We start from the raw sequence: 22,965 nt of genomic DNA, 5'->3' as shown, positions 1-22,965 counted from the left end.
GGCCGGTATTGTTCAGCGGTTTGCCTTTGCGCCTTGGACCGGTTCCGGGTCGCCACATCAAAGTGTTTGGCAAAATGCTGACCGCGTAAGATACGCCCAACTCCGTCATGCCCGCGCGCAGACGCGAGTCGTTGCCATAGGCTGTATCCATCAATGCGACGCCACGTGGCAGGCCGGCTTCACATGCCCGACGTATCTGCTCCAGCGCGATCTCCGGTTTGGTTTTGAACTTGACGTCCTTCGGCACACCCGCCTTCTTCCGCCGTGCGCGGTCCTTGGTCCAATCCTGCGGCAAGTACAGCCGATAGGCCACTGGCAGGCTGCTGGAGTGGTTGGCAATCGATAACGACACCGTTACCTGGCAATTGGCCTGCTTGCCGAGCTGGCCGCAATATTGGTGGTGCACGCCGACCGAATGCTTGCCTTGCTTGGGGAACGCCGTGTCGTCGATGATCCACGCTTCGATCGGCCCATCCTTCTCGATCGCCGGCAACACCATCTCGCGCACCTTGGCCAGCACCTTCTCGTCCGACCAGGTCGCGACACCGACAAAGTGCAGCAGCGACTGATGCTGGGCCGCCGTCCGCGCTGGAGCCGTCTTCGCCGCCATCGGCTCGACGCTCTTGCGCTCACCGGGCAGTATCAAACCGGTGCAATAATCGCGCAGCGGCCCAGCTCGGTCCGCGTGACCAATGACGCTCGAAAGCCCCTCAACATACGCCGCAAAGCGTGCTTCGCTGCCCTTGAGATTCATCTGGCCCTCCATCTGCCAAAATCTGAATCTCTTCAATTATTTGATTCTCAGACCCGACGCCTGCGGCCTTCTGACTCAGTAGTACTAAGTCAGAATGCAGAATCGACCAACTTACTGCTTGACGTCTAACAGTGCCTGATTTTGACTGGTTTTTCCTTGGCAGTTATGCCGGCCGGCGTGAGGCGGTAAGCCGTCGGTTCTTGATCGCGGCTTCGTTCAATTAGACCGCCATGTAACAAACTGTCGATAGTCTTTTGGCTTGCAGGAAGATGCGCTTCGCGCACCCATTGGTTGTCGCAAAGGTACTGCATAAACTGGCGCTCGCGCTGCTTTATTGGACGCACGTCGACAAACTCGACACCTATGCGATTGCCTTTGACCCAAGCTATCCGGCAGTTGCGAACAATCCGGTTGCTTTCCGTCATCAATCGAAAGCCGTTTGGCAGATAAGCCGCATTTGGGACGTCGATGGCGGCCCCGTCAGCTGAAGCATTAACTACAACGCAACGGACGCTACCGCCGGCAGCCGAAATAAACGCAATCTGTTCAAGGTCGCTTCGTGGAGACTTACGGCGATCTACCATGCCAAGCCGCTCTCGAGATTAATGTAATCAATTAAATGGAACGCGCTGTCGGGCGGCGGGTGGCCGCCCAAAGCAGAGCTTCCTTCGGCAATGTTGATAAGCAGTTAAACGTTTCCACGGCCGCGCGCCCCTCGCGCGATCATCGGAACATATTCAACATGGCCTTCGGTCTTAGAACGCGTCCTGGGACAAATAGCAGAACCCGCAGGTCGTTCGCCGCTAATTGCGGGTGCTGGTTGCTGGTCTTCCAGCATCGTAAGCTCATGTTCCGCAAGGAAGGGCCCGCAGATCAGCAGATTGGCATGGTCGTCGATCCGTCCGCCTTCGGCCAGCGTCGTCAGCAGGCTGCGGTCGAGGCCACGCGGGGTGCGATAGTCGATGTCCTCGACGCAGGCCTGACCACATCCGCTCGTTCTAACTTTCGCAAAGCAGCTTGTCGGCCTGCTGGATAAGTGCCTCTCCCTTCGCCCGCGTCTCCGCCGACTGGGTAGCCAGGATGTTGGCCATTGCCCGCGCCTTCCTTGCCCACATATCTATCCGTCAGGGCAAGTTCGAGCGCCGTCAAATGTAATGAGTTCGCCTGCCTTGATCAGATCGAAATCGACCCATGCAAGGATATACAGCTTCTGGGCGCGCTCAAATTTTGCCGACACAATGAGCGGAAGCGTGGGATGCAAACTAAATTGCAAAACGAAATCGCGCCACGCGGCGAAGGTCGCGAAGATCGGAAAGCTGGCGGGGTTGCCTGGCATCGGCCACGCCACGCAAAGCGGCTCTGGCCCTTGGCGAGCCGCAGCGATGGAGTCGAGGTAGTTCGTCGGCAGCACGGTTCCCTCAAAATGACTGGCTATTCCGTCAGAAAACCTTCGTAGACGAAAGCGCTCCGGATCGTTTCAGCATCTTTCTCGCACACGTCCTGTCCGCGCACTACGTCGTACCATGTCGCGCGCACTTTATCGGTCATGTCTGAGACGATCGCCTTCGCTTCCTGCTCTTCGAGCAGAAAACGGACATGCTGCGAAAGAACATTCTTCGCATTGGCATACCGGCCTTGATCGCCAACTTCCATTGCGAGGTCGCGTCGACCCTGTGCAACTTGGGGCATCGGGGTCAGGTCATAAGCAGGCGACAACTGCCATTCGCGCTCTTTGGCAATAATCGCATGGTTGCGAGGATGATCGTCGATATTCGAGATCAACGCATTGAATGCCATCCGTCGAAACAGTTCCGGGGCGTCCTTTTTTGGCTCTCGTACAACGCGGCGCAGTTCTTCCGACATCAAGACGTAGGACCAGCGGTCTCTTGCTCCAACCGCTTCGTCGGCGCCAAGCAGAGTAAGGCCACTGATCATTCGGGATCTCGTGTATCCTTTGCCTGTCTTTTCGCGATCGAAACGTTTGACGAGAAGAACATTCTTGTCGCCAATCGTTTCGATACGGCTGGTCGCAACACTGATGCCGCAGCTTTTTGCAAGTTCAAGCATCGCGCGTTCTACGCGCGTATTGTTCCAGCGATCGTCGGGACGATTGAATTTTGCGACCCACAGACCTTCATTGTCCTCCACTACTGCCTTTGGGCGCGCGCCGCCCATTGATGTACCGAGCAGCATTAAGTCCTGGACCTGAGCGGCTTCTTCGGTTTTGACGTCTTCCTGCCGCATCAAAGCTTCCGCGACCTCCTGAAGCTTCGCGAGTTCAAGCGTCTTATTGAATTTTCGGCGAGGCGCGGGCGGCTCTTGGCCCAGACCAAAGCCGAGCGCTCCGGCGCGATCGTCCGCTGAGTTCAGCAAGTAGTCGAGTTCGCCTAGTTGCGGGACGCCGGCATGCTTTTCGATGACGCGGCGCCCCCAATAGTCAGGGCTAGCGTCGCGCAACGCGCCGAATACCCCGTTCAACCGTGCGGTCTCACAGGTATTGCCCGAAAGCTTAAGCTCGATGGGGTCGATGGCGGCTGCGTTGGCACGGGCAAGATAAGATTTGCCATAGACGAAGCGGCCCAACGCATTGTCGCGTCGATCCTTCGTCAACTCAAACCGTCCCGCTGTTACGGATTCGGTTTCGCCGGGGAGCGTCATGTAGACATAGCATTCAGTGTTTGGTTTAGAAGTCATTGTCTAACCCCCCGCTCTTACGAACACGCTTACGCCCTTTCGCCGATTGCAGTGAAAGCCCTTCTTGATCTTTCAACGGATCAGCCAACTCTTCAAAAGGTGCGAGCAGACCGTAAAGCCAGAGGAGGCCCCCATAGACCACGATGCCCGTCGAGGCTTTACCCTTTTCGGCGTCCATCACCGCGCGCTTGCCCGTTCCGATGCGTTGAGCAACATCCTCAATAGTCATCCGGCGGGCCGTCCTGGCCGTACGCAGATTTTCGCCCAAGCGCTTGAGCGCCTGTTCGACCGGGTAAGGAGGAGCCTTTTGGAGTTTGTTGAGCGCTACCATGTGCTTTCAAGAGCCTGTTAGAGGGTTTAAGGTGCTCTTGAGAGCAGATCAGAATTGAGGCTGAAAAGCAATAAAATGCTTTTAAGAGCAGTTTATAAGCCTTAAGGGACCCTCAAGAGCACATATTTGGCGGCCTCTGTCTTAGCCAAACCAAACGCTTACCGGCCTTCGCAATCCATCGAATGGGTAATCCATTTGACCTCGCGGCGGGACATGGTCGTGACGAGCGCTAACACCAACGCGCCGACCCGGCGTGAGTGCGCTTGTGCGTAGCCAGGGCGAGGGTGGTCCCCCAGGAGATGCCCAAAATGGTCCAGCGCTCGACCCGGTGGAGCTCGCGCAACGTCTCAGCGATGAGATGGCCGGTGGTATTGGTGCGGAGGTCGGCATTCGGGGCACTCGCGAGGGGTTTGCTCTGCCCTGACCCGCGCTGATCGAAGAGCACCACGCGGTAGGCGCTCTGGCGGACAGCGCTTCTGACACCGACTGGAGCGGCACCGTCGGTGTCGGACTTGAATTTGCCTTCGCACCCGGCTGGTCGGCAGCGGTTGAATACGACCATCTGTTCATGAGCGCCCACAACTACGGGTTCGTTACTCCAACTCGCCCTTAACAGCCGCAACGACGACGTCAAGCAGGACGTAGATCTCGTCACCGTCCGTCTGAACTACAAGTTCGGCGGTCCGGTTGTCGCGCGCTACTGATCGCTCGCTTGACTCAGCGGTATTGAAAGCATCGGGTCTCGGCCCAGGCTTTCTCTCCCCGCCGCTGGATGAACCGCGAGGTTCAGACCAGGTCCGTCGACGGCGGCGCGTGACTTTGGTCTCGGGGAAGATCTGCCGAGCGCCGGCCACCGGCGTGAGAGGCGTACCGGCGGCTCCGTTGGCCGCGAAACCGTTGTTCCCACATGTGCCGGTGGCACCGCTGATAGCGGTGCCATTGAACACTATATTGGTGTTCGACAATCGAGCCGCGCGGGTGCTTTGAACGCCGATAGCGTTGCCGTCGATAGACGAGTCGTAAACGTTCTTCGAGACGGCGTGTTTGTTGTCGTTTCGCATTTAATCGTCCCCGCAACAACGGGCGGTAGGGTTGCGAACTAAGGTTTCAAAGGTTTGTTGTTCGTTTCGACCATCAACACCTTGGCGACGAGGCCAACGCCGCCGGCTGCTATGCTGTACAACGCGGGGGTCATCGGATTGCCGGTGACATGAATCAGCCAGGTCACAACCATTTGAGTGGTTCCGCCGAACACGGTTACCGCCAATGCGTAGGCCATCGCCATTCCCGTGCTGCGGACTGATGCCGGGAAGCTTTCCGAGATGATCACCAACGCGCAACCGCCGCCCAAACCGCCAATAGTGGCCAGGAATGCGACCACCAAAAGCAGGCTCGTCGCGTTGTGGAACGCGTTGATCAGATAGTAGCCGGGATAGAGCGCCAATAGATAGGCGATATGCGAGGGGATCATGACCCACTTGCGTCCAACGGTGTCGGAGAGCCAGCCGCCGATCAGACAAGATGCCATCGAGCAAGTCCCGCCCACGAGAGTGGCCGCCATCGCGACACTCTCCGACTGATGCAAGGTCGTTCTGGCGTACGTCGTCATGTAGAGAGATACGTAGGCTCCGATCGTACCTGATGTCACGACCATAGTGGCAAGGACGAATTGTCGGGTGTGATTCCGGAACAGGTTCGCAAGGATCGATCCAAAGCCGGGTTGCTCCGACGGTTCTCCATTCTCCAGCGTCTCTGGCATATTGCGCCGCATAAAGATCGCGGCGGGAACAATCAGCAAGCCCAGCAGGAAAGGGATACGCCAGCCCCAGCCGTCCATGTTCTGTCTGGCGAGGATCAAGGACAGAGCCAGGCCGATGGCAGCGGCGATCACGTGTGCAAGTCCTTGGCTGGCGGTTTGCCAGCTGCCGTAAAGCCCGCGTCGGCCGGGAGGGGCGGCCTCCACCAGATACGCGGTTGCAGGTCCGACCTCGCCGCCCAAAGCGAAGCCCTGAACGAGGCGCGCAAGTACCACGAGGATCGGCGCGGCGATACCGATCCTCTCATAGGAAGGTGTGATCGCGAGAGTGGCCACGCCGATCGCCATCAGCGCCACTGTCAACATCAATGCGGGCTTGCGGCCTGCGCGATCCGCGTAGGCGCCGATGACAACACTTCCGATCGGCCGTGTGACGAAGCCGACACCGAAGACGGCGACGGACAGAATCAGGCTGACGAATGGGTCCGTGGACGGGAAGAAGGTCTGCCCAATCGTCACGGCAAAGAGCGCGTAGATGGTGAAATCGTAGAATTCGAGAGTGTTGCCGGCTATCGCGGCGATGACGCTGGATTTGGAGGGGGGCGGCTTGCCGAGCGGATTGACCGGCGGTGAGCTGGTGTCGAGGATCGAGGCAACGTGCGACATTCCGTTACGCTCCAAGTATCTCTCGCTTATTTCTGAATTATGCGAGCGTCGTTAGTCCGGCGACTGTGGAGTGTAATGGCGACCCAATCGCTGGAACCTCCCAAACGGGAGTTGGTCTGGATTACGGTCGAAGACGCGACGCCAAGACGGCCAACCGGGCGAATGGCTCTGGCGCCGATCGATTGTTGTGTTGACGAGGCGAACAGGCGATCGGCGGCTTAGTCCGCAGGGCGTTGCGGGACCAGCGGCTCCGCAACGACTACCAAAAACACGTTCGTTCGGCGCAATACTGCAAAATGATGCAAGACCGTGAGTTCGGCATTCCGACGCGGCGGAGCGAACTCGGTCTGCCGCAATCGGACGACATCAAGATCAACGATCTTGGACCGTGATGCGTGCGGCCGGCAATGTCATCGAGCTTGCGCCGATGAATTGCAGCTTTCCGCCGTCCGGACCACGTGGCGGCCCTGTCTTCAACTTCAGATCCGAGGGGCGCAGTTTCACCAAGAGCAACCGTTGCCTCATCTCGGCTTCGGCATTCTTCGAATTCGCAGGAAGGAAACACCCTAAAGCCAAGCATCGCTTCACGCCTAACGACCAGTCGTTTCCGAAAATCGCTGGCGCGAGGGCAAGGGCGCCGTGCCGCCAGCGTTTACAATGCGGACAACCGACCCCGACCCGGACGTCGAGCCATATCACGACCGACAGGTTGTCATGCTGTGCCCTGGGCACACTGAATCTATCTCACCAAGCCGGAAGGAGAGCTTCTGCGTCCCTTGCCGGCGGGCACTCTCGATGCCGTGACGGTTCGGAAGGGGAGCGATTGAAAACTTGCTATGGAGCTGCGGGACGGTAATTCATCGCGATGGAGTACTGTGTTTTGCACAAGGCGCTCACCATCAAAGTTCACTCCGCCGTCAGCATGGACCGTAACGCGCTTAATCTCTCGGTACCTGGCGCCTTCAGTCGGAAGACGATGAACACAGCCTCAATCGCCAAAGAAAATGTTGGATCGGTGTGCTCCAGGAGCTCCCGGACGCGTGCTTCGTAGCCGCCACGACCAAGGGGTCCCATCAGCACGCCATGCGCCGGCAGCGTGCCAGTGAAGATCGGGCCAGTGAAGGTCGTCGCAGCGGGCTAGCAAGAGAGACGCAACGTGAGCCTCCGCATTGATCCAGAATAACTGCAACACCGAACCACAAATTGATTTCACCTCCCAATTGGGAGGTCTGTTGTGCGCGTCGCTCATTATGTTTCGTTACAGGCGATAACATCGCGCAACCCCTCGTTTTCGAGAGATCCAAGAAATGAAGAAACTTGTGCTCGCTCTGACTGCAGTCGCAACATTCACAGGCTCGGCCCTCGCAGCGGACCTGTCGGCCGCTCCCTCGTACGCGAAGGCTCCGCCAGTGGTCGCGCTTCCGAGCTGGACCGGCTTCTACATCTTCGGCGGCGGCGGCGGCGGCATCTGGGACGCCAACACCGGCCTGACCGAGAACGCGACGGGTGGCTGCATTCTCTGCGTGAACAACAAGCAGGGCGGCGATGGCTGGTTCGGTTCGGTTGGTGCGGGCTATGACTGGCAAGTCAACAGCAGCTGGATCATAGGCATCCTGGTCGACGGTCAGTTCGGCAGCATCAAGGGTTCGATCTCGGAAGGCATCCTCGTTGGCAACGAGAAGGTCAAGGAGAGCTGGGCGGCAGGCGCTCGCGTCGGTTATCTGGTCGGACCGAACGTCCTCTCCTACGTCAATGCCGGTTACACCGGTTCGAAGTGGGACGGCACGACGTTGCTCAGCGGGTTTACCGGCAACCCGTCGGGCTTCCACACTGGTGGCTTCACGGCTGAAGGCTGGTTCATTGGCGGCGGCGTCGAAAACAATCTGAACATCTTCGGCATCACCGCGCCGGGCTGGTTCATGAAGACCGAGTATCGCGCCGCCTATTACGGCAACAAAAGCCTCAACGCCCTTGTCGATGGCACCAATGTGCCGGCCGGTTTGTCCGTCAACTTTAACGACTCCCTGGTTCAGACCGTCAGCACGTCGCTGGTCTATCGCTTCAACGTACCGGCTGTCGCGAAGTACTGATCCGGTGTCACTGCACCCCAACACTAGGCAAAAGTTCCGGCATCGTCCGAGGCGTTTTCTTGACTGTTGCAGCGATCGGAGACGAACTCGTCGCTGCAGGTCTCAACTACGTACATTGGGTGCCGCCTGAACTACAAGTTTAACGCCCCGGTTGTCGCGCGCTGCTGATCGCTCGCTTGACTCAGCGGTATCGAAAGCCTCGGGCCTCGCCTAAGGCTTTTTTCCTCATCGCTGGATGAAGTGCGGGGCTCAGACCAGATCCGCCAACGGCAGTGTGTGACTTTGGCTTCGATCGATCTGCCATAATCGACGACAGAATTGGCTTCCGGCCTTTGCGGTGGCGGCTTGCACTCGAGCTCACCTGGTCAGCAGGTTTCCGGTGTGGCATCGCAGGGCAGTGGTGTCGACTTGACCTTTGGGAGGAAACGAGGCCTGGGATCTGACCACGGATCGGTATTTATCCGCTAGCACGCGCGAGAGCGCGCTTTGGCGAAGCGGCGTGTTGACGAGAACTTCGCGATAACTTTCCTGCAGTGCTCGGAAACAACTTGATCGAGTGCACTGAGATGCCAACCACAAAGATCCTCTGGGGCTCTGTCATCGCTGTTCTTGCGATCGTGCTATTCACGACGTGGGCGGCCACCCAATGGGTTGCTTGGCGGCTCGGTTACCAACCGGTTCTCGGCCAACCCTGGTTTGAGCTGACGTGGGGCATTCCGATCTATCTTCCGCCCGCCTTCTTCTGGTGGTGGTACGCATTCGATGCCTATGCGCCCGATGTCTTCGTGGAAGGCGCCGTAATCGCTGCTTCGGGTGGGTTCATATCGTTTGTCGCGGCGATCGGCATGTCCGTATGGCGCGCTCGCGAAGCGAAGGAAGTTTCCACCTATGGTTCGGCCCGCTGGGCAAGTCCGGCGGAAGTCGCTCGGGCGGGCCTGTTCGACGCCGACGGCGTAGTGCTCGGCAAGTTCGAACAGAAGTATTTGCGGCACAACGGGCCGGAACACGTCCTATGCTTTGCACCGACCCGCTCTGGAAAAGGCGTGGGGCTGGTGGTGCCAACACTGCTGACCTGGCCAGGGAGTTGCATCGTCCATGACATCAAGGGCGAGAATTGGAATTTGACGGCAGGTTTCCGCACCCGGTGGGGCCGGGTGCTTCTATTTGACCCGACCAACACCTTATCCGCGGCCTACAATCCCCTGCTCGAAGTGCGTCGCGGCGAATGGGAGGTACGCGATGTCCAAAATGTCGCCGATGTCTTAGTCGATCCCGAAGGATCTCTGGAGCGACGCAACCACTGGGAGAAAACCAGCCATGCCCTGCTAGTTGGGGCGATCCTCCACGTGCTCTATGCGGAACCGGATAAAACACTCGCTGGCGTCGCCAACTTCCTGTCTGATCCGAAGCGGTCTATCGACACGACCTTGCGCGCAATGATGACGACAGCGCACCTCGGCGAGGCGGGAATCCATCCGGTTATCGCATCGGCTGCGCGCGAACTCCTGAACAAAAGCGAAAATGAACGCTCGGGTGTGCTCTCGACTGCGATGTCATTCCTCGGCCTCTATCGGGATCCGGTCGTCGCCCAAGTGACGCGCCGTTGCGATTGGCGGATTCGCGATCTCACCGGAAGTGGCAGACCGGTCACCCTCTATCTTGTCGTGCCGCCATCGGACATCAGCCGGACCAAGCCGCTAGTGCGATTGATATTGAACCAGATCGGGCGGCGGTTGACGGAGGACCTCCACGCGAAAGCGCGATTGCACCGGCTGCTTCTGATGCTGGACGAGTTTCCGGCGCTAGGACGGCTTGATTTTTTCGAATCGGCACTCGCTTTCATGGCCGGTTATGGCCTGAAAAGCATTCTCATTGCACAGTCACTGAATCAGATTGAGAAGGCCTACGGTCCAAACAACTCGATCCTGGACAATTGTCATGTTCGAGTGAGCTTCGCCACCAACGATGAACGCACGGCCAAGCGGGTCTCCGACGCGCTCGGGACGACGACCGAGATGCGGGCGATGAGGAATTATGCGGGTCACAGGCTCAGCCCCTGGCTTGGGCATCTCATGGTGTCACGTCAGGAGACGGCCCGCTTGTTGCTGACGCCTGGTGAAGTGATGCAGTTGCCAGCGGACGATGAACTGGTTCTGGTGTCCGGTATTCACCCGATCCGGGCCAAGAAGGTAAGGTATTTTGAGGATCGGCGACTGACAGAACGTATTCTGAAACCGCCAGAGCTATTCCGTCCCGATGTCGAGACCCACGTTCCGCTTGACGACTGGAGCAACCTGCCCACAGGCGTGAACTTCTCCAAGCAGAGGAGCCCGCCACCATGCACGAAAATCGCAGATGATCCGGCCAACGCCGGTATCCGCCGCGAGCTCGAACTTCCTATTCACGAGGATATCGCGCGGCCGCGTGCCAGCGAATCTCTCGAGTTCGTACTCGAGGATGAACAAGCCGAGGATGGGGCGGAAGGTGCCCGGATATTCCAGGCTCGCGATGTCGCACGGCAAGCAGCGATGGACCGTGATGACGGTCTGGAGCTCTGAGGCGCGATGCGAACCAAACACACTTTCCGTCTGCCGCCCGAACTTGCTGGAAGGCTTGCGGATCATGCCAATCGTAAGCAGGTCGCACAGGCGCTCGTGGTTGAGGCGGCGCTTACATCCTATCTGTCACCGGACAATTCCGAACGGATGGAAGCTGCCATCGGGCGGCGCCTCGATCGTCTGACAAGGCAAGTCGAGCGGCTGGAGCGTGACGTTACCATCTCGAATGAGGCGTTAGCGCTGTTCGTACGCTTCTGGCTGACCGTCACTCCACCTCTGCCGGACACCACAACGGCGGCGGTTCAGGCAAAGGGCCGTGAGCGCTATGAACGCTATGTCGAGGCGCTTGGGCGGCGATTGGCGAAGGGCCAAACCTTGGCTCAGGAGATCTCCCGTGACGTCGAGCCACGTGAGGAGTCCGCAGTGCGATCTGATACGTCGACCTGAGTGATCTCGCCATACCTTTCTCTTCCTACGCCACGCTACGATTGCGATTACGGCCTTGTTGCGCCGATGCCGCCTCTCGTCGTTCTAATCGCCTGCACCTGAGGACGTCTCCGCGGCTTCAGATGGTGGGGCAACAATGGCAAGCCAATCCTTTCAATCAGAGGCGGTCTCCCGTGGCGCGCGCATGTTGCGCAGCGCGATGGGGCCCGCCGTGGCCCGATATCTGGTAGATCCATCCATCGTCGAGGTGATGCTCAATCCCGACGGGCGGTTGTGGATTGACCGACTGTCTGGCGGCTTGAGTGATACCGGAGAGCGCCTTTCAGCTTCAGACGGCGAACGCATAATTCGCCTGGTGGCACACCACGTTGGCGCGGAGGTTCACGCCGGCGCACCGCGGGTCTCGGCAGAGCTGCCTGAGACAGGGGAGCGTTTCGAGGGTCTGCTGCCACCGGTGGTAGCTGCGCCGACATTTGCGATCCGCAAGCCGGCCGTCGCTGTCTTCACGCTCGATGATTATGCCGCGACAGGAATCATGACGTCAAAACAGGCGGAATCGCTGCGGAGCGCAGTTGCCGCTCGGAAGAACATTCTGGTCGCCGGCGGGACGTCCAGTGGCAAGACCACACTGACCAACGCGCTCCTTGCCGAGGTTGCGAAAACCTCTGACCGCGTGGTGCTGATCGAAGATACGCGCGAGCTGCAATGCAAGGCTCCCAATCTGGTAGCCTTACGCACCAAAGATGGTGTGGTCTCACTCTCGGATTTGGTTCGGTCATCGCTGCGGCTGCGTCCGGACCGGATTCCAGTCGGAGAGGTGCGTGGAGCTGAGGCTTTGGACCTTCTGAAAGCGTGGGGGACTGGCCATCCCGGTGGCGTCGGAACCATCCATGCCGGCACCGCTCTTGGTGCGCTTCGCAGACTGGAACAGCTGATCCAGGAAGCGGTCATCATCGTACCGCGCGCCCTGATCGCCGAAACGATCGACGTGGTTGCAGTCCTTTCCGGCCGCGGAGCGGATCGACGTCTCATCGAACTCGCTCACGTTACGGGGCTTGGGCCCACGGCAGACTACGTCCTTTCATCAGCAGGAGACCAACTATGATCCGTCGAAGACTCCCGTATTCGCGGCATAGCCTGCGGGCTGCCGCGATCAGTGCCGGCGCATTTGCCGCAGGACCGGCTTGGGCTGCGGGTTCCAACATGCCGTGGGAAAAGCCGCTCAATCAGATCCTACTCTCCGTCGAAGGGCCGGTCGCCAAGATCATTGCCGTCATCATCATCATCGTCACGGGCCTGAGCCTTGCGTTCGGCGACACCTCCGGTGGCTTTCGCCGGTTGATTCAGATCGTGTTCGGTCTTTCGATCGCGTTCGCGGCGTCGAGCTTCTTTCTGTCATTCTTCTCGTTCGGCGGCGGGGCGGTGATCTGATGGAGGAGCAGGTACAAGGCTTCGTCGCTCCCGTGCATCGCGCCTTGACCGAGCCGATTCTGCTGGGTGGGGCACCACGCGCCGTTGCAATCCTCATCGGGACGCTCGCCGCGGCGCTCGGACTGGGTCTGCGTTTGTGGGCTGCGGGTGTCCTGCTTTGGGCGATCGGTCATGCAGCTGCGGTGTGGGCTGCCAAGCGCGATCCCGCTTTCGTCGATGTCGTGCGCCGTCATCTGCGCATTCCCAGCCATCTCAGCGTCTGAGCGTCATAATGATGAGTCTCATCGAGTATCGTCGGTCTGCGTCCCGCCTTGCTGATTTCTTGCCGTGGGCGGCTCTGGTTGGAAAGGGGGCCGTTCTGAACAAGGACGGGTCGCTCCAGCGCACCGCGCGCTTTCGAGGTCCTGATCTTGATAGCGCGGTTCCGGCTGAACTCGTCGCCGTCGCCGGCCGTCTCAACAACGTGCTGCGCCGTCTTGGATCCGGTTGGGCCGTGTTCGTCGAAGCACAGCGTCAGTTCGCCGGGAATTATCCAAAATGCACATTTCCGGACGTGGCATCGGCGCTTGTCGACGCCGAGCGAAGGGCCCAGTTCGAGGAAGCCGGTGCGCACCACGAGTCGATCTACTTTCTGACGTTCCTCTACCTGCCACCGGCAGGAGACGCCGTTCGCGCCGAACGCTTCCTCTATGAAGGCCAAGGTGAGCGCATAGAGACTGCGGACGCTCGTGAGGTTCTCCGCAGTTTCCTCGACCGCACCGATCGGGTGCTGCAACTTGTCGAAGGCTTCATGCCAGAATGCTTCTGGCTCGATGACCAGGAGACGTTGACCTATTTGCATTCGACCGTGTCGACTATACAGCAGCGGGTTCGTGTTCCTGAAGTTCCGATGTATCTCGACGCCATGGTCGCTGACCAGCGGCTGATTGGTGGCCTTGAGCCGATGCTCGGCTCGTCGCATCTGCGGATCCTGACAATCGTCGGATTTCCGACAGCAACGACCCCGGGGTTGCTCGACGACCTGAATCGTCTCGCATTCCCGTACCGCTGGTCGACGCGTGCAATTATGCTCGACAAGTCGGACGCGACCAGGCTGCTGACCAGGATTCGGCGCCAGTGGTTCGCAAAGCGCAAATCGGTCGCCAGTCTTTTGAAGGAGGTGATGACCAACGAGGCGTCCCCGCTCCTTGACACTGACGCTCACAACAAGGCGATGGACGTGGATGCCGCGCTGCAGGAGCTCGGTTCAGATCTGGCCGGCGAGGCATATGTCACCGCCACGGTCACGGTCTGGGATGAAGACCGGCGTGTCGCTGACGAGAAGCTGCGTTTGGTCGAGAAGGTGATTCAGGGGCGTGACTTCACCTCGATGAATGAAACGGTCAACGCGGTGGAAGCCTGGCTCGGCAGTCTGCCGGGGCATGCTTATGCGAATGTCCGGCAGCCACCAATCTCAACCCTCAATCTCGCCCATATGATCCCGCTGTCGGCGGTCTGGGCCGGGGAGGCCGGTGACGCTCATCTCGGCGCTCCGCCTCTGTTGTTCGGCAAAACCGAGGGATCGACGCCGTTTCGGTTCTCACTCCATGTCGGCGATGTCGGCCACACGCTGGTGGTTGGGCCGACAGGCGCCGGCAAGTCGGTTCTGTTGGCGCTCCTGGCATTGCAGTTTCGGCGTTACCCGATGTCCCAGATCTTCGCGTTCGATTTCGGGGGCTCAATTCGCGCTGCCGCGATCGCCATGAGCGGCGATTGGCATGACCTGGGTGGTGCGCTTTCCGATGAGCCGTCGGCGCCGGTCGCACTTCAGCCTTTGGCAGGGATCGACGATCCCTCAGAGCGTGGCTGGGCGACCGAATGGGTTGCCGCGATTTTGGCCAGAGAGAAGATCGAAATCACGCCCGAGGCCAAAGATCATCTGTGGTCGGCGCTCTCCTCGCTCGCGTCGGCCCCGAGGCAGGAGCGTACGCTGACCGGGTTGTCGGCGCTCCTGCAATCGACAGTCCTTAAACGAGCCTTGCAGCCTTATTGTCTCGGCGGACCCTACGGTCGGCTGCTTGACGCCGAATACGAGCATCTCGGCGAGACGTCCGTTCTGGCGTTCGAAACCGAAGGACTAATCGGCACGGGTGCCGCACCTGCCGTACTGGCTTATCTCTTCCATCGCATCGCGGGCCGTCTCGACGGCCGCCCCACATTGCTGATCATCGACGAAGGATGGCTGGCCCTTGATGATGCGGCGTTTGCAGCGCAATTGCGCGAATGGCTGAAGACTCTGCGCAAGAAGAACGCATCCGTGATATTCGCAACACAATCGTTGTCGGACATCGCTGGTTCGCCAATCGCGCCGGCCATCATCGAGAGCTGTCCGACGCGGCTGCTGCTGCCAAACGAGCGCGCGATTGAACCGCAGATCACGGCGATCTATCGCCAGTTTGGACTCAACGATCGGCAGATCGAGCTTCTGAGCCGGGCCATCCCGAAGCGGGATTACTACTGCCAATCGCGGCGTGGCAATCGAATGTTCGAATTGGGCTTAGGGGAAGTCGCGCTGGCCTTTGCAGCGGCCTCGTCCAAGGCCGATCAGGCGGCGATCGAGCGCATCCTCGCGGAGCAGGGTGACGACGGATTTGCTCCTGCCTGGCTCCGGCATCGCGGCGTCGATTGGGCCGCCGATCTCATCCCGACCCTCGCTAACCTGGAGATGCCTTGAATGAAACGCCTGTGTCACGTTGTGACAGTAAGCTTCGTTGCTCTGACGACCTTGATCTCATCCTCACTTGTCTTTGCCCAATTGACGGTCTTCGATCCAGCCAACTACGGGCAGAATGTTCTGACAGCAGCACGTGAGCTGCAGCAGATCAACAATCAGATCACTTCGCTGCAGAATCAGGCGCAATCGCTAACCAACCAGGCCAAGAACCTCGCCAGTCTACCGTATACTTCCCTTCAGCAGCTTCAATCCTCGATCACGCGAACTCAGCAACTTCTGGTTCAGGCCCAGCGCATTGCCTACGACGTCCAGCAGATCGATCGCGCATTCTCGACGACCTATGCAGCAGCGACGAGTAGCCAGTCAGGCCGGGAGCTGATCGCAAACGCGCAGACTCGCTGGCAGAACTCCGTTGCCGCCCTGCAAGACGCAATGAGGGTGCAAGCCGGTGTTGTCGGCAATCTCGAAACCAATCGTTCTGAGATGTCGGCTCTTGTTTCGTCGAGTCAGGGAGCGACCGGCGCACTGCAGGCAACACAGGCCGGCAACCAGCTGTTGTCGTTGCAAGCCCAACAACTGGCGGATCTGACCGCGGTGGTTGCTGCGCAGGGACGCGCGCAAAGCCTCGACGCGGCACAGCGGGCGGCAGCGCAGGACCAGGGGCGCGAGCAACTGCGGCGGTTTCTGACCGAGGGCGGAAAGTGTCAATCCTCGACCGTGCGGATGTTCCACCAATGATGACACGAGATCAGCTCAAGCGGTCGTCAGCGGTCGCCCTAGCCGTGGGTGTCGTTTTCGCCATAGCGGCCCGCGCAGTCCATATTCGCGGCGTTGAAGACGCGACGCCGGCTATGTCTCGCGTGTCCACCACGGATCCGTTCGCCGGCACACTTGAGCGTTGCCGGACAGTCACGCCGGATCAAGCAGGACTGCTTGCGGAATGTCGTCGCGTTTGGGCGGAGAAGCGAAAGGGTTTCTTCGGGCGGATTAAACTGCCCGCCGAGTCCGCCGGTAGTCCAACTGAGCTCCCCCTGCTGCCAAAAAATCAAAGCCGTTTCCCGCAAGATCAACCTGTAGCACAGAAGGAGTGACGCGATCATGGGAACTTGCGTGATCGACCAATTTCTCGAGACATTTACGCGCTACATCGATTCCGGATTCGGTCTCCTGGGAGGTGAGGTCGGATTCCTTGCGACGACCCTCGTCGTGATTGACATTACGCTTGCAGCACTATTCTGGAGTTGGAGGCCGGACGAGGATATCATCGCCCGTTTGGTCAAGAAGACGCTGTTCGTCGGCGTCTTCGCATACTTGATCGGAAACTGGAACAATCTCGCCCGCATCGTCTTCGAAAGCTTCTCCGGACTTGGGCTGAGGGCGTCGGGAACGAGTCTGTCGGTCGCCGACTTCCTGCGGCCCGGCCGTATCGCACAAGTCGGTCTCGACGCGGGCAGGCCGATCCTCGAGTCGATCTCGAACTTGATGGGCTACATCAGCTTCTTCGAGAACTTCGTCCAGATTATTCTACTGATGTTTACCTGGATGATCGTTCTGTTGGCTTTCTTCATATTGGCCATCCAGCTCTTCGTTACCCTGGTCGAATTTAAGCTGACGACGCTCGCAGGCTTTGTCCTGATTCCGTTTGGCTTGTTTGGCAAGACAGCCTTCGCCGCGGAGCGTGTCCTCGGCAACGTTGTTGCATCCGGCATCAAAGTGTTGGTTCTCGCTATCATCGTGGGAATTGGTTCGACTCTTTTTGCTCAGTTCACGGCTGGTTTTGGTGGGAGGCCCCCAACTATCGACGATGCGATGGCGCTTGCGCTGGCCGCGCTTTCCTTATTGGGGCTCGGCATTTTCGGTCCCGGAATTGCGAATGGCCTTGTCTCCGGCGGACCCCAGCTTGGCGCCGGTGCAGCGGTCGGGACGGGTCTTGCTGCGGGCGGCATTGTCGCGGCGGGTGTGGGCCTTGCCGCCGGCGGTGTCGGGTTTGCCGGGGGAGCGGTGGCTGGTGGCGCACGTGGTGGCAGCGCGCTGATCAGTGGGGCTTCTGCTGCCTATCGTAGCGGTGGATTGGCTGGAGCTGCCGATGATGGGATCTCCGCGGCTGCTAGCCCGTTGCGTGGAGCTGCAGCAACTCTCAGCGATAGCGCTCGGGCGGGCGGGCAGACTGTGGCTGGCGCCACTGAAAGCCATAGCGCACCCGCCTGGGCCCGCCGGATGAAACGCGCCCAGACCATTAGCCACAGTGCCTCGGCCGCCACCCACGCTGTTCGCTCCGGCGATCACGGCGGGGGTGGCATATCGATCGATCTCTCCGAAGGAGACCAATAATGTTTAAACGCCCATCCCCACACTACGGCCGAACCCCCGAACCAATCACCCCTTACCAGAAGGCAGCTCAGGTCTGGGATGAGCGCATCGGCTCGGCCCGAGTACAAGCCAAAAACTGGCGGCTGATGTCCTTTGGCTGCCTCGCATTGTCCGCCGGCTTCGCCAGCGCGCTGATCTGGCAGTCGAGCCAGGGAACGGTCACGCCCTGGGTTGTCGAGGTAGACCGACTGGGGCAAGCCCAGCATGTTGGCCCTGCGGTTGCCGACTACCAACCAAACGATCCCCAGATCGCCTTCCATCTGGCCCGATTTATCGAGGACGTGCGTGGCTTGTCGAGCGATGCGATCGTGCTGCGTCAGAACTGGCTCAGAGCATACGACTTCACGACAGACCGGGGTGCTGTGGCTCTCAACGAATATGCTCGAACCAATGATCCATTCGCGAGGTTGGGCAAAGTGCAAGTGTCAATCGAGGTCTCAAGCGTGATTCGTGCATCGCTCGAGAGTTTCCGCGTAGCTTGGGTTGAGCGCACCTACGACAACGGCATTCTTGGTTCGACCGAGCGTTGGACGGCGATCCTGACAGTTGTGATCGAAACGCCTCACGAGGCGGACCGGCTGCGCAAAAATCCTCTCGGTGTTTACGTCCATGCCATCAGTTGGTCAAAGGAGCTTGGACAGTGATCTCTCCATTATTCGTCGTATCATTTCTTAGACGGTGGCGTTGCACGACGGGCCTTGGAAGAGCGATCTCGGCCTCGCTGCTCTGCGCTTCGGTGTTGGCAGGCTGTTCGACATTCACTCCACCCGAAATCAGTTACGATGCTGATGTCCCAGCGCTCCCCGCGGCGCCGTTGTCGGCCGACGACAGGCAACGGCCCTTGCACATTCCACCCCCATGGAAGCCAACCCTTGGTGGAAAATCTGGTGGCAAGGAAGAAGTCGAGCCGGTCAGCCGGATCGAGACGGCAAACAGTGCGGCTCGGGTTGAACCGCGCAAGAGCGGCTATTTCAATGCGGCACAGATCTATACCTATAGTCCAGGCGCACTGTACCAAGTCTACGCCTCGCCGGGACAGATTACCGACATTGCGCTTGAAACCGGCGAACAATTGACTGGATCGGGCCCCGTTGCCGCGGGTGACACCGTTCGGTGGGTCGTTGGCGATACCGAGAGCGGCAATGGAGACACCCGTCGCGTCCATATCCTGGTAAAGCCGACCCGTGCCTCAATCGAAACCAATCTCGTCGTCAACACTGATCGTCGTACGTATCTCATGGAGCTGCGGTCGCGCGAGAAGCCATACATGCCCTCGGTCGCCTGGTTTTACCCGGAAGATCGAACGGCAAAAACGCCGTCAATCTCTGCCGTTCCGGTGCTGCCCGACTTGGCGCAACGTCGCTTCCGGTATGCGATTGAAGGAGACAATCCGCCCTGGCGACCGCTCAAGGCTTACGACGACGGACGCAAGGTCTACGTGGAATTCCCGCAAGGGATCGTCCAGGGCGAATTGCCGCCAATCTTCGTGTTGGGCCAGGATGGAGAGCTGGAGATCGTCAACTACCGCGCTTACGGCAATGTCTTGATTGTTGACCGGTTGTTCGCTGCCGCCGAGCTGCGCCTGGGTGGCGAGCACCAGCAGAAGGTCCGGATTGTGCGAAACGACGGGAGACCCGCATCGTGAACTCACGAGGTGCTAGCCAGAACGGCGAACGAGATTCGCTCAACCACACGACCAGCCCGGAAGATCTGGCTCAGGAAATTCGTTTAAGGGGAGAGTATCCGCGGGTCACGCGGCTATCCCGAAAGGTCCTGGCCGGCGCGACGGCTATAGCGCTTGCTCTCGTGAGCGCGGCGACAATCTGGGCTCTTCAAGACAGGCGCTCAAATGATCCCGCGCGGGGGGAACTCTACAGCACGGATCGCCATCGCGTTGCTGACGGTCTCGCGACGTTACCGCAAGATTATGCAGGTGTCCCGCGCCAGGTGCCGGCACTCGGACCGCCACTTCCTGGAGATCTTGGGCGGCCGATCCTCGCCGCCAAAGGGGAGGCCTCGGTCGCATCACCGGTTGGAATCGATCAGGAACAGCAGCGTCGAGACCAGGAAGCCGAAGCTGCGCGGGTCAGTCGCGTGTTCGCGACAACCAATGCGCACGAGACGGCCTCAAACTCGACCACGTCTGCGACTGGCGATCGGACTGCTTCGCCAAACACGCAGGCCACTGATGATGGGTTTGCGCAGAACGGACAGGATCGAAAGCTTGCATTCGTCAATGCGACCGTCGATCGCCGCACCACGAGCCCGGATCGGGTCTCAAAACCCGCTTCGCCCTACGTCGTGCAGGCTGGAACGGTAATCCCTGCGGCGCTCATCACGGGAATCCGGTCCGATCTCCCTGGGCAGATCACGGCCCAGGTGACCGAAAATGTCCATGATACGCCTACTGGCGGACTTCTTCTGGTCCCGCAGGGTGCGCGTCTCATCGGTGTCTATGACAGCCAGATCGCGTTTGGCCAATCCCGTGTCCTATTGGTTTGGACGCGCCTGCTGTTGCCGAATGGGCGGTCAATCGTGCTCGAACGTCAGCCAGGTTCCGACTCTGCTGGCTATGCCGGCTTGAACGACGATGTGGACAATCACTGGGGCGACGTGTTCAAGGCGGCAGCCCTTTCGACGCTCCTCAGCGTTGGTACTGAACTTGGATCTGGTTCAGATAGCAGCAACAGCAGCGGCAGCATTATCCAGGCACTTCGGCGTGGGGCCAGTGACTCCTTGAATCAGGTCGGCCAGCAGGTTGTTCGACGGAGTCTGAACATCCAGCCGACCCTTACAATCCGGCCCGGGTTTCCGGTTCGTGTGATCGTCAATCGCGACCTCGTCCTTGAGCGTTACAGAGGGTAGAAGTAAAGATGCCGAAACTCAAAATTGGGCTGCTTGCTGACGACAAGCCGGTCAAGCTATCACTAGAGCTGCCTGCGGCAATACATCGCGATCTTCTTACGTATGCTGATATCCTCGCCCATGAGAGCGGACAAGTGATCACTGATCCAACGAAGCTGATTGCGCCGATGCTGGCGCGCTTCATGTCCACGGACCGCGCATTTGCGAGATCACGGCGTCAGCGGGAGAGGGCAACTCCGCATCGCCGAGAGATCGCCTAGACGTTTGCAATTCTTGTTCCGCGCTCGTCGTCCGGTTCGATGGCAACTACACCTGATAGCGTTCGCGGAGCAGGCTGAGAAAGCTGAGCAAAGCAGGATTGTCGTTCTCCGTGCTCCATTGCGCCGAGTAGGCGATCGTGCTTGGACCCGTTCCGTCGCGGATTTCGCGATAGGTCAAACCCGAAAAAGTGATTCCCGCCTCACATTCGGCGACGAGGCTAATGCCAAAGCCAAGGCTCACGAGGCTTTTGACGATTGGGAGGCCAACGGACTGAACCGTGATATTTGGGCGTTCAGCAGGCGACGCTAGTTTGGTTGTAAGAAGGTCCTGGAACTCGCGTCCCATATCACACTGGCTCAAGAGAACAGTTTCGTTTCGCAGGTCGGTCCAGTAAATGGCTTGTCTCTGAGCGAGTGGATGGGTTTCAGCCAGCGCGACCATGACGCGTTCGTCCCAAAGTGGCAGCGATATCGTGTCGAGCGATGGCGACCCGTGCGTGATGATGGCAACATCCAGCGTTCCATTTCTGAGTGCGTTGGCCAAATATGCTTGCGATCGTTCAACCATGCAAAACTTGACTTCAGGAAATCGCTTAGCAAATTCAGCAATGGTCGCACGCAGATTGCCCGCTGAAAGTGATGAATAGAAGCCAATCGACAGGTATCCTGCCTCGCCACTGCCAGCTCGGTGCGCCGTTGTGATGAGGGTATCCATTTGCTCAAGGATCGAACGGGCCATCCGTAGCAAGTGTCGACCCGCCAGAGTTGCACGTACTCCTGCACTCGTTCGTTCAAATATAGTTATTTTTGCTGCGTGCTCCAGCTGATGAATGCCGCGGCTCAATGTCGATTGGCGGAGAAGCAAAGCATCCGCTGCCTTACGAAAGCTTGCATGAGTTGCGGCTGCAGCAGCAAACCGGAGATGACGTAACTCAATGACCTCGTCCGACCGTTGATGGCGAGCATATTTCTTGGCAGCGTTACGGTTCATGGTCGTGTCGCTCTCCTCGCCACCGAAATCTGGAATCGGAGCTCGCCAAGAGTATCCGATGAAATGCTCATTGACGCCCCTCCCAAATGTGAGGTGCGGCAGAGTGGACAGCCAGTTAAATAGCGGGAACTAGTCCGGTCGACGCCGGGAATGTTTGAATGCCCTGAACACATTCCGGGGGCCATTCATCACCTGGTGTAGCCATTTGGCCGTGAACGGGCATGCTGTTGGTGGCGCCGGAGCCAGCCCATCATGCTCCAACTCGAGACGGTTGAGCACCATCATCAGTGCAACATCCACGAAGCCTCGTGACGGCTCGTCGATCAACGCTGAGTTCAGGTGCAGACATGTCACGTTCGCAAAGCGTCGGCGCCGATGTTGCCAGAGGAATCGAGCAGCCGTGAGGCCGTGCTCACCCGCCAACTTTATCGCAGCTCTGACAAGGTGAATTGAACGAGCCCTCGAGATCGTTGTCGCGCTGGCCTTTTCCCAATTCGTCTTTGTCCCGCGGTGACGGTTTCGGACCAAAATATGGTTCAAACAGCTGCCCAGCGAAGGCTGCGTCGCGTCGCGGTGTTCATGGCATGTTGGGACGGATTTTTGTGAAAGAGCAGAGCTGTTTCCCGACGCAGCTGGCGACCTTCAGGCCTAGAGCGGCGTTGCCCAAATCGAATCGGTGCTTCGCCGACCGTTTCTCTTTCGACGCCAATCTACGATCAATATCAGTCCTTCATTGCGATCAGCCAAACGCTGCTTTCTCTAGTCACTCTATCGGAGGGCCATTCGTGCCCTTGTCGCTGGAGATAATGGTGGCGCTTCATTCTGTCGACCCAGAGGCGATCTCGCGGGACGCACGCTTGCGGCGCGGCACGCTTGGTCCTCCAATTAGCGACCATCTCAAGGGGGTCTCGAGCGTCGAGGTGATGCTCAATCCGGGGAGTTGTCGACCGATCGACCGATCGCCTGATGGTTTGACGTACACCGGTGAACGTCTCTCGGCGCCTGACGGTGAAACACATTGTTCGGCTGGCTGCACATC

24 protein-coding genes are annotated in these 22,965 nt (G+C 59.2%); 15 read left to right on the top strand and 9 right to left on the bottom strand.

Annotated elements, in window-relative coordinates; genetic code table 11:
* Both UP10_RS35725 and UP10_RS43560 read right to left on the bottom strand, forming a co-directional pair.
* On the bottom strand, positions 1 to 766 hold a 766-nt coding region (locus UP10_RS35725; protein WP_044591622.1), incomplete at its 3' end, for an IS701 family transposase.
* 113 nt (positions 767 to 879) lie between these two features.
* Positions 880 to 1,338 carry a PilZ domain-containing protein gene (locus UP10_RS43560; RefSeq protein ID WP_082077432.1) on the bottom strand — a complete coding sequence of 153 codons (459 nt, stop codon included), beginning with the start codon at positions 1,336 to 1,338 and terminating at the stop codon, positions 880 to 882.
* 236 nt (positions 1,339 to 1,574) lie between these two features.
* Here UP10_RS43560 and UP10_RS46430 point away from each other — a divergent pair, with 236 nt between their 5' ends.
* Positions 1,575 to 1,790 (top strand): hypothetical protein, encoded by a 216-nt coding sequence (locus UP10_RS46430; RefSeq protein WP_210167990.1) that lies wholly within the window; start codon positions 1,575 to 1,577, stop codon positions 1,788 to 1,790.
* Between the two features lie 81 nt (positions 1,791 to 1,871).
* On the opposite strand, the gene UP10_RS45550 is transcribed toward UP10_RS46430, so the two are convergent.
* The 6 genes from UP10_RS45550 to UP10_RS35690 form a co-directional block, all read right to left on the bottom strand.
* The gene (locus UP10_RS45550; RefSeq protein ID WP_197086983.1) at positions 1,872 to 2,165 is read right to left on the bottom strand and encodes a hypothetical protein; all 294 of its coding nucleotides are present in this window, start codon (positions 2,163 to 2,165) and stop codon (positions 1,872 to 1,874) included.
* 20 nt (positions 2,166 to 2,185) lie between these two features.
* Positions 2,186 to 3,448 (bottom strand): type II toxin-antitoxin system HipA family toxin, encoded by a 1,263-nt coding sequence (locus UP10_RS35710; RefSeq protein ID WP_044591863.1) that lies wholly within the window; start codon positions 3,446 to 3,448, stop codon positions 2,186 to 2,188.
* Positions 3,438 to 3,779 (bottom strand): helix-turn-helix domain-containing protein, encoded by a 342-nt coding sequence (locus UP10_RS35705; RefSeq protein ID WP_044591862.1) that lies wholly within the window; start codon positions 3,777 to 3,779, stop codon positions 3,438 to 3,440. The genes UP10_RS35710 and UP10_RS35705 overlap by 11 nt, the downstream gene beginning before the upstream one ends.
* 229 nt (positions 3,780 to 4,008) lie before the next feature.
* A complete protein-coding gene (locus UP10_RS46820) occupies positions 4,009 to 4,341 on the bottom strand; it encodes an alpha/beta fold hydrolase (protein ID WP_044591861.1) in 333 nt (110 codons plus the stop codon).
* 31 nt (positions 4,342 to 4,372) lie between these two features.
* Positions 4,373 to 4,840, bottom strand: coding sequence for a hypothetical protein (locus tag UP10_RS46545; RefSeq protein WP_044591860.1), 468 nt, complete (start codon positions 4,838 to 4,840; stop codon positions 4,373 to 4,375).
* A 38-nt stretch (positions 4,841 to 4,878) separates the two neighbouring features.
* Positions 4,879 to 6,201, bottom strand: coding sequence for an MFS transporter (locus tag UP10_RS35690; protein WP_050043965.1), 1,323 nt, complete (start codon positions 6,199 to 6,201; stop codon positions 4,879 to 4,881).
* A gap of 1,307 nt (positions 6,202 to 7,508) precedes the next feature.
* Here UP10_RS35690 and UP10_RS35680 point away from each other — a divergent pair.
* The 14 genes from UP10_RS35680 (at position 7,509) to UP10_RS35615 (ending at position 20,935) form a co-directional block, all read left to right on the top strand.
* Positions 7,509 to 8,291 (top strand): outer membrane protein, encoded by a 783-nt coding sequence (locus UP10_RS35680; protein ID WP_044591859.1) that lies wholly within the window; start codon positions 7,509 to 7,511, stop codon positions 8,289 to 8,291.
* 566 nt (positions 8,292 to 8,857) lie between these two features.
* Positions 8,858 to 10,849 (top strand): conjugal transfer protein TraG, encoded by a 1,992-nt coding sequence (locus UP10_RS35675; RefSeq protein WP_044591858.1) that lies wholly within the window; start codon positions 8,858 to 8,860, stop codon positions 10,847 to 10,849.
* Positions 10,850 to 10,855: 6 nt separating this feature from the next.
* Positions 10,856 to 11,296: a hypothetical protein gene (locus tag UP10_RS35670; RefSeq protein WP_044591857.1), complete on the top strand. Its 441-nt coding sequence runs from the start codon at positions 10,856 to 10,858 to the stop codon at positions 11,294 to 11,296.
* Between the two features lie 136 nt (positions 11,297 to 11,432).
* The gene (trbB, locus tag UP10_RS35665; protein WP_044591856.1) at positions 11,433 to 12,401 is read left to right on the top strand and encodes a P-type conjugative transfer ATPase TrbB; all 969 of its coding nucleotides are present in this window, start codon (positions 11,433 to 11,435) and stop codon (positions 12,399 to 12,401) included.
* Positions 12,398 to 12,727 (top strand): TrbC/VirB2 family type IV secretion system protein, encoded by a 330-nt coding sequence (locus UP10_RS35660; protein ID WP_156180590.1) that lies wholly within the window; start codon positions 12,398 to 12,400, stop codon positions 12,725 to 12,727. Before trbB ends, UP10_RS35660 begins: the two co-directional genes overlap by 4 nt.
* Complete coding sequence (locus tag UP10_RS35655) at positions 12,727 to 12,990, top strand: VirB3 family type IV secretion system protein (protein ID WP_044591855.1); 264 nt, start codon at positions 12,727 to 12,729, stop codon at positions 12,988 to 12,990. The genes UP10_RS35660 and UP10_RS35655 overlap by 1 nt, the downstream gene beginning before the upstream one ends.
* Before the next feature lie 8 nt (positions 12,991 to 12,998).
* Positions 12,999 to 15,440, top strand: coding sequence for a conjugal transfer protein TrbE (trbE, locus tag UP10_RS35650; protein ID WP_044591854.1), 2,442 nt, complete (start codon positions 12,999 to 13,001; stop codon positions 15,438 to 15,440).
* Positions 15,441 to 16,178: a P-type conjugative transfer protein TrbJ gene (gene trbJ / locus UP10_RS35645; protein WP_044591853.1), complete on the top strand. Its 738-nt coding sequence runs from the start codon at positions 15,441 to 15,443 to the stop codon at positions 16,176 to 16,178.
* Positions 16,175 to 16,531: a putative entry exclusion protein TrbK-alt gene (gene trbK-alt, locus UP10_RS46815; protein ID WP_082077431.1), complete on the top strand. Its 357-nt coding sequence runs from the start codon at positions 16,175 to 16,177 to the stop codon at positions 16,529 to 16,531. The genes trbJ and trbK-alt overlap by 4 nt, the downstream gene beginning before the upstream one ends.
* A gap of 4 nt (positions 16,532 to 16,535) precedes the next feature.
* Entirely contained in the window at positions 16,536 to 17,771 is a 1,236-nt protein-coding gene (gene trbL / locus UP10_RS35635; protein ID WP_044591851.1) for a P-type conjugative transfer protein TrbL, read from the top strand.
* Positions 17,771 to 18,454 (top strand): conjugal transfer protein TrbF, encoded by a 684-nt coding sequence (gene trbF, locus UP10_RS35630; RefSeq protein WP_044591850.1) that lies wholly within the window; start codon positions 17,771 to 17,773, stop codon positions 18,452 to 18,454. The genes trbL and trbF overlap by 1 nt, the downstream gene beginning before the upstream one ends.
* Positions 18,455 to 18,519: 65 nt before the next feature.
* The gene (gene trbG, locus UP10_RS35625) at positions 18,520 to 19,455 is read left to right on the top strand and encodes a P-type conjugative transfer protein TrbG (RefSeq protein ID WP_044591883.1); all 936 of its coding nucleotides are present in this window, start codon (positions 18,520 to 18,522) and stop codon (positions 19,453 to 19,455) included.
* Positions 19,452 to 20,675 carry a TraB/TrbI/VirB10 family type IV secretion system protein gene (locus UP10_RS35620; RefSeq protein ID WP_044591849.1) on the top strand — a complete coding sequence of 408 codons (1,224 nt, stop codon included), beginning with the start codon at positions 19,452 to 19,454 and terminating at the stop codon, positions 20,673 to 20,675. The genes trbG and UP10_RS35620 overlap by 4 nt, the downstream gene beginning before the upstream one ends.
* An 8-nt stretch (positions 20,676 to 20,683) precedes the next feature.
* Positions 20,684 to 20,935, top strand: a complete 252-nt coding sequence (locus tag UP10_RS35615; protein ID WP_044591848.1) for a DUF2274 domain-containing protein — start codon at positions 20,684 to 20,686, stop codon at positions 20,933 to 20,935.
* Between the two features lie 46 nt (positions 20,936 to 20,981).
* Here the strand turns inward: UP10_RS35615 and UP10_RS35610 are convergent, their stop codons facing one another.
* Complete coding sequence (locus UP10_RS35610; RefSeq protein ID WP_044591847.1) at positions 20,982 to 21,926, bottom strand: LysR family transcriptional regulator; 945 nt, start codon at positions 21,924 to 21,926, stop codon at positions 20,982 to 20,984.
* Positions 21,927 to 22,965 lie beyond the last annotated feature (1,039 nt).

The organism is Bradyrhizobium sp. LTSPM299, from assembly GCF_000938235.1.
Taxonomy (GTDB): Bacteria; Pseudomonadota; Alphaproteobacteria; order Rhizobiales; family Xanthobacteraceae; genus Bradyrhizobium.
The sequence above is the reverse complement of the archived record's forward strand: the minus strand, read 5'-3'. Positions and strand labels throughout refer to the sequence as shown.

Coding starts and splice junctions, on each gene's coding strand:
- UP10_RS43560 (WP_082077432.1), bottom strand. CDS start 1,338: ATGGTAGATCGCCGTAAGTCTCCACGAAGCGACCTTGAACAGATTGCG.
- UP10_RS35710 (WP_044591863.1), bottom strand. CDS start 3,448: ATGACTTCTAAACCAAACACTGAATGCTATGTCTACATGACGCTCCCC.
- UP10_RS35705 (WP_044591862.1), bottom strand. CDS start 3,779: ATGGTAGCGCTCAACAAACTCCAAAAGGCTCCTCCTTACCCGGTCGAA.
- UP10_RS46820 (WP_044591861.1), bottom strand. CDS start 4,341: ATGGTCGTATTCAACCGCTGCCGACCAGCCGGGTGCGAAGGCAAATTC.
- UP10_RS46545 (WP_044591860.1), bottom strand. CDS start 4,840: ATGCGAAACGACAACAAACACGCCGTCTCGAAGAACGTTTACGACTCG.
- UP10_RS35690 (WP_050043965.1), bottom strand. CDS start 6,201: ATGTCGCACGTTGCCTCGATCCTCGACACCAGCTCACCGCCGGTCAAT.
- UP10_RS35680 (WP_044591859.1), top strand. CDS start 7,509: ATGAAGAAACTTGTGCTCGCTCTGACTGCAGTCGCAACATTCACAGGC.
- UP10_RS35675 (WP_044591858.1), top strand. CDS start 8,858: ATGCCAACCACAAAGATCCTCTGGGGCTCTGTCATCGCTGTTCTTGCG.
- UP10_RS35670 (WP_044591857.1), top strand. CDS start 10,856: ATGCGAACCAAACACACTTTCCGTCTGCCGCCCGAACTTGCTGGAAGG.
- trbB (WP_044591856.1), top strand. CDS start 11,433: ATGGCAAGCCAATCCTTTCAATCAGAGGCGGTCTCCCGTGGCGCGCGC.
- UP10_RS35660 (WP_156180590.1), top strand. CDS start 12,398: ATGATCCGTCGAAGACTCCCGTATTCGCGGCATAGCCTGCGGGCTGCC.
- UP10_RS35655 (WP_044591855.1), top strand. CDS start 12,727: ATGGAGGAGCAGGTACAAGGCTTCGTCGCTCCCGTGCATCGCGCCTTG.
- trbE (WP_044591854.1), top strand. CDS start 12,999: ATGATGAGTCTCATCGAGTATCGTCGGTCTGCGTCCCGCCTTGCTGAT.
- trbJ (WP_044591853.1), top strand. CDS start 15,441: ATGAAACGCCTGTGTCACGTTGTGACAGTAAGCTTCGTTGCTCTGACG.
- trbK-alt (WP_082077431.1), top strand. CDS start 16,175: ATGATGACACGAGATCAGCTCAAGCGGTCGTCAGCGGTCGCCCTAGCC.
- trbF (WP_044591850.1), top strand. CDS start 17,771: ATGTTTAAACGCCCATCCCCACACTACGGCCGAACCCCCGAACCAATC.
- UP10_RS35615 (WP_044591848.1), top strand. CDS start 20,684: ATGCCGAAACTCAAAATTGGGCTGCTTGCTGACGACAAGCCGGTCAAG.
- UP10_RS35610 (WP_044591847.1), bottom strand. CDS start 21,926: ATGAACCGTAACGCTGCCAAGAAATATGCTCGCCATCAACGGTCGGAC.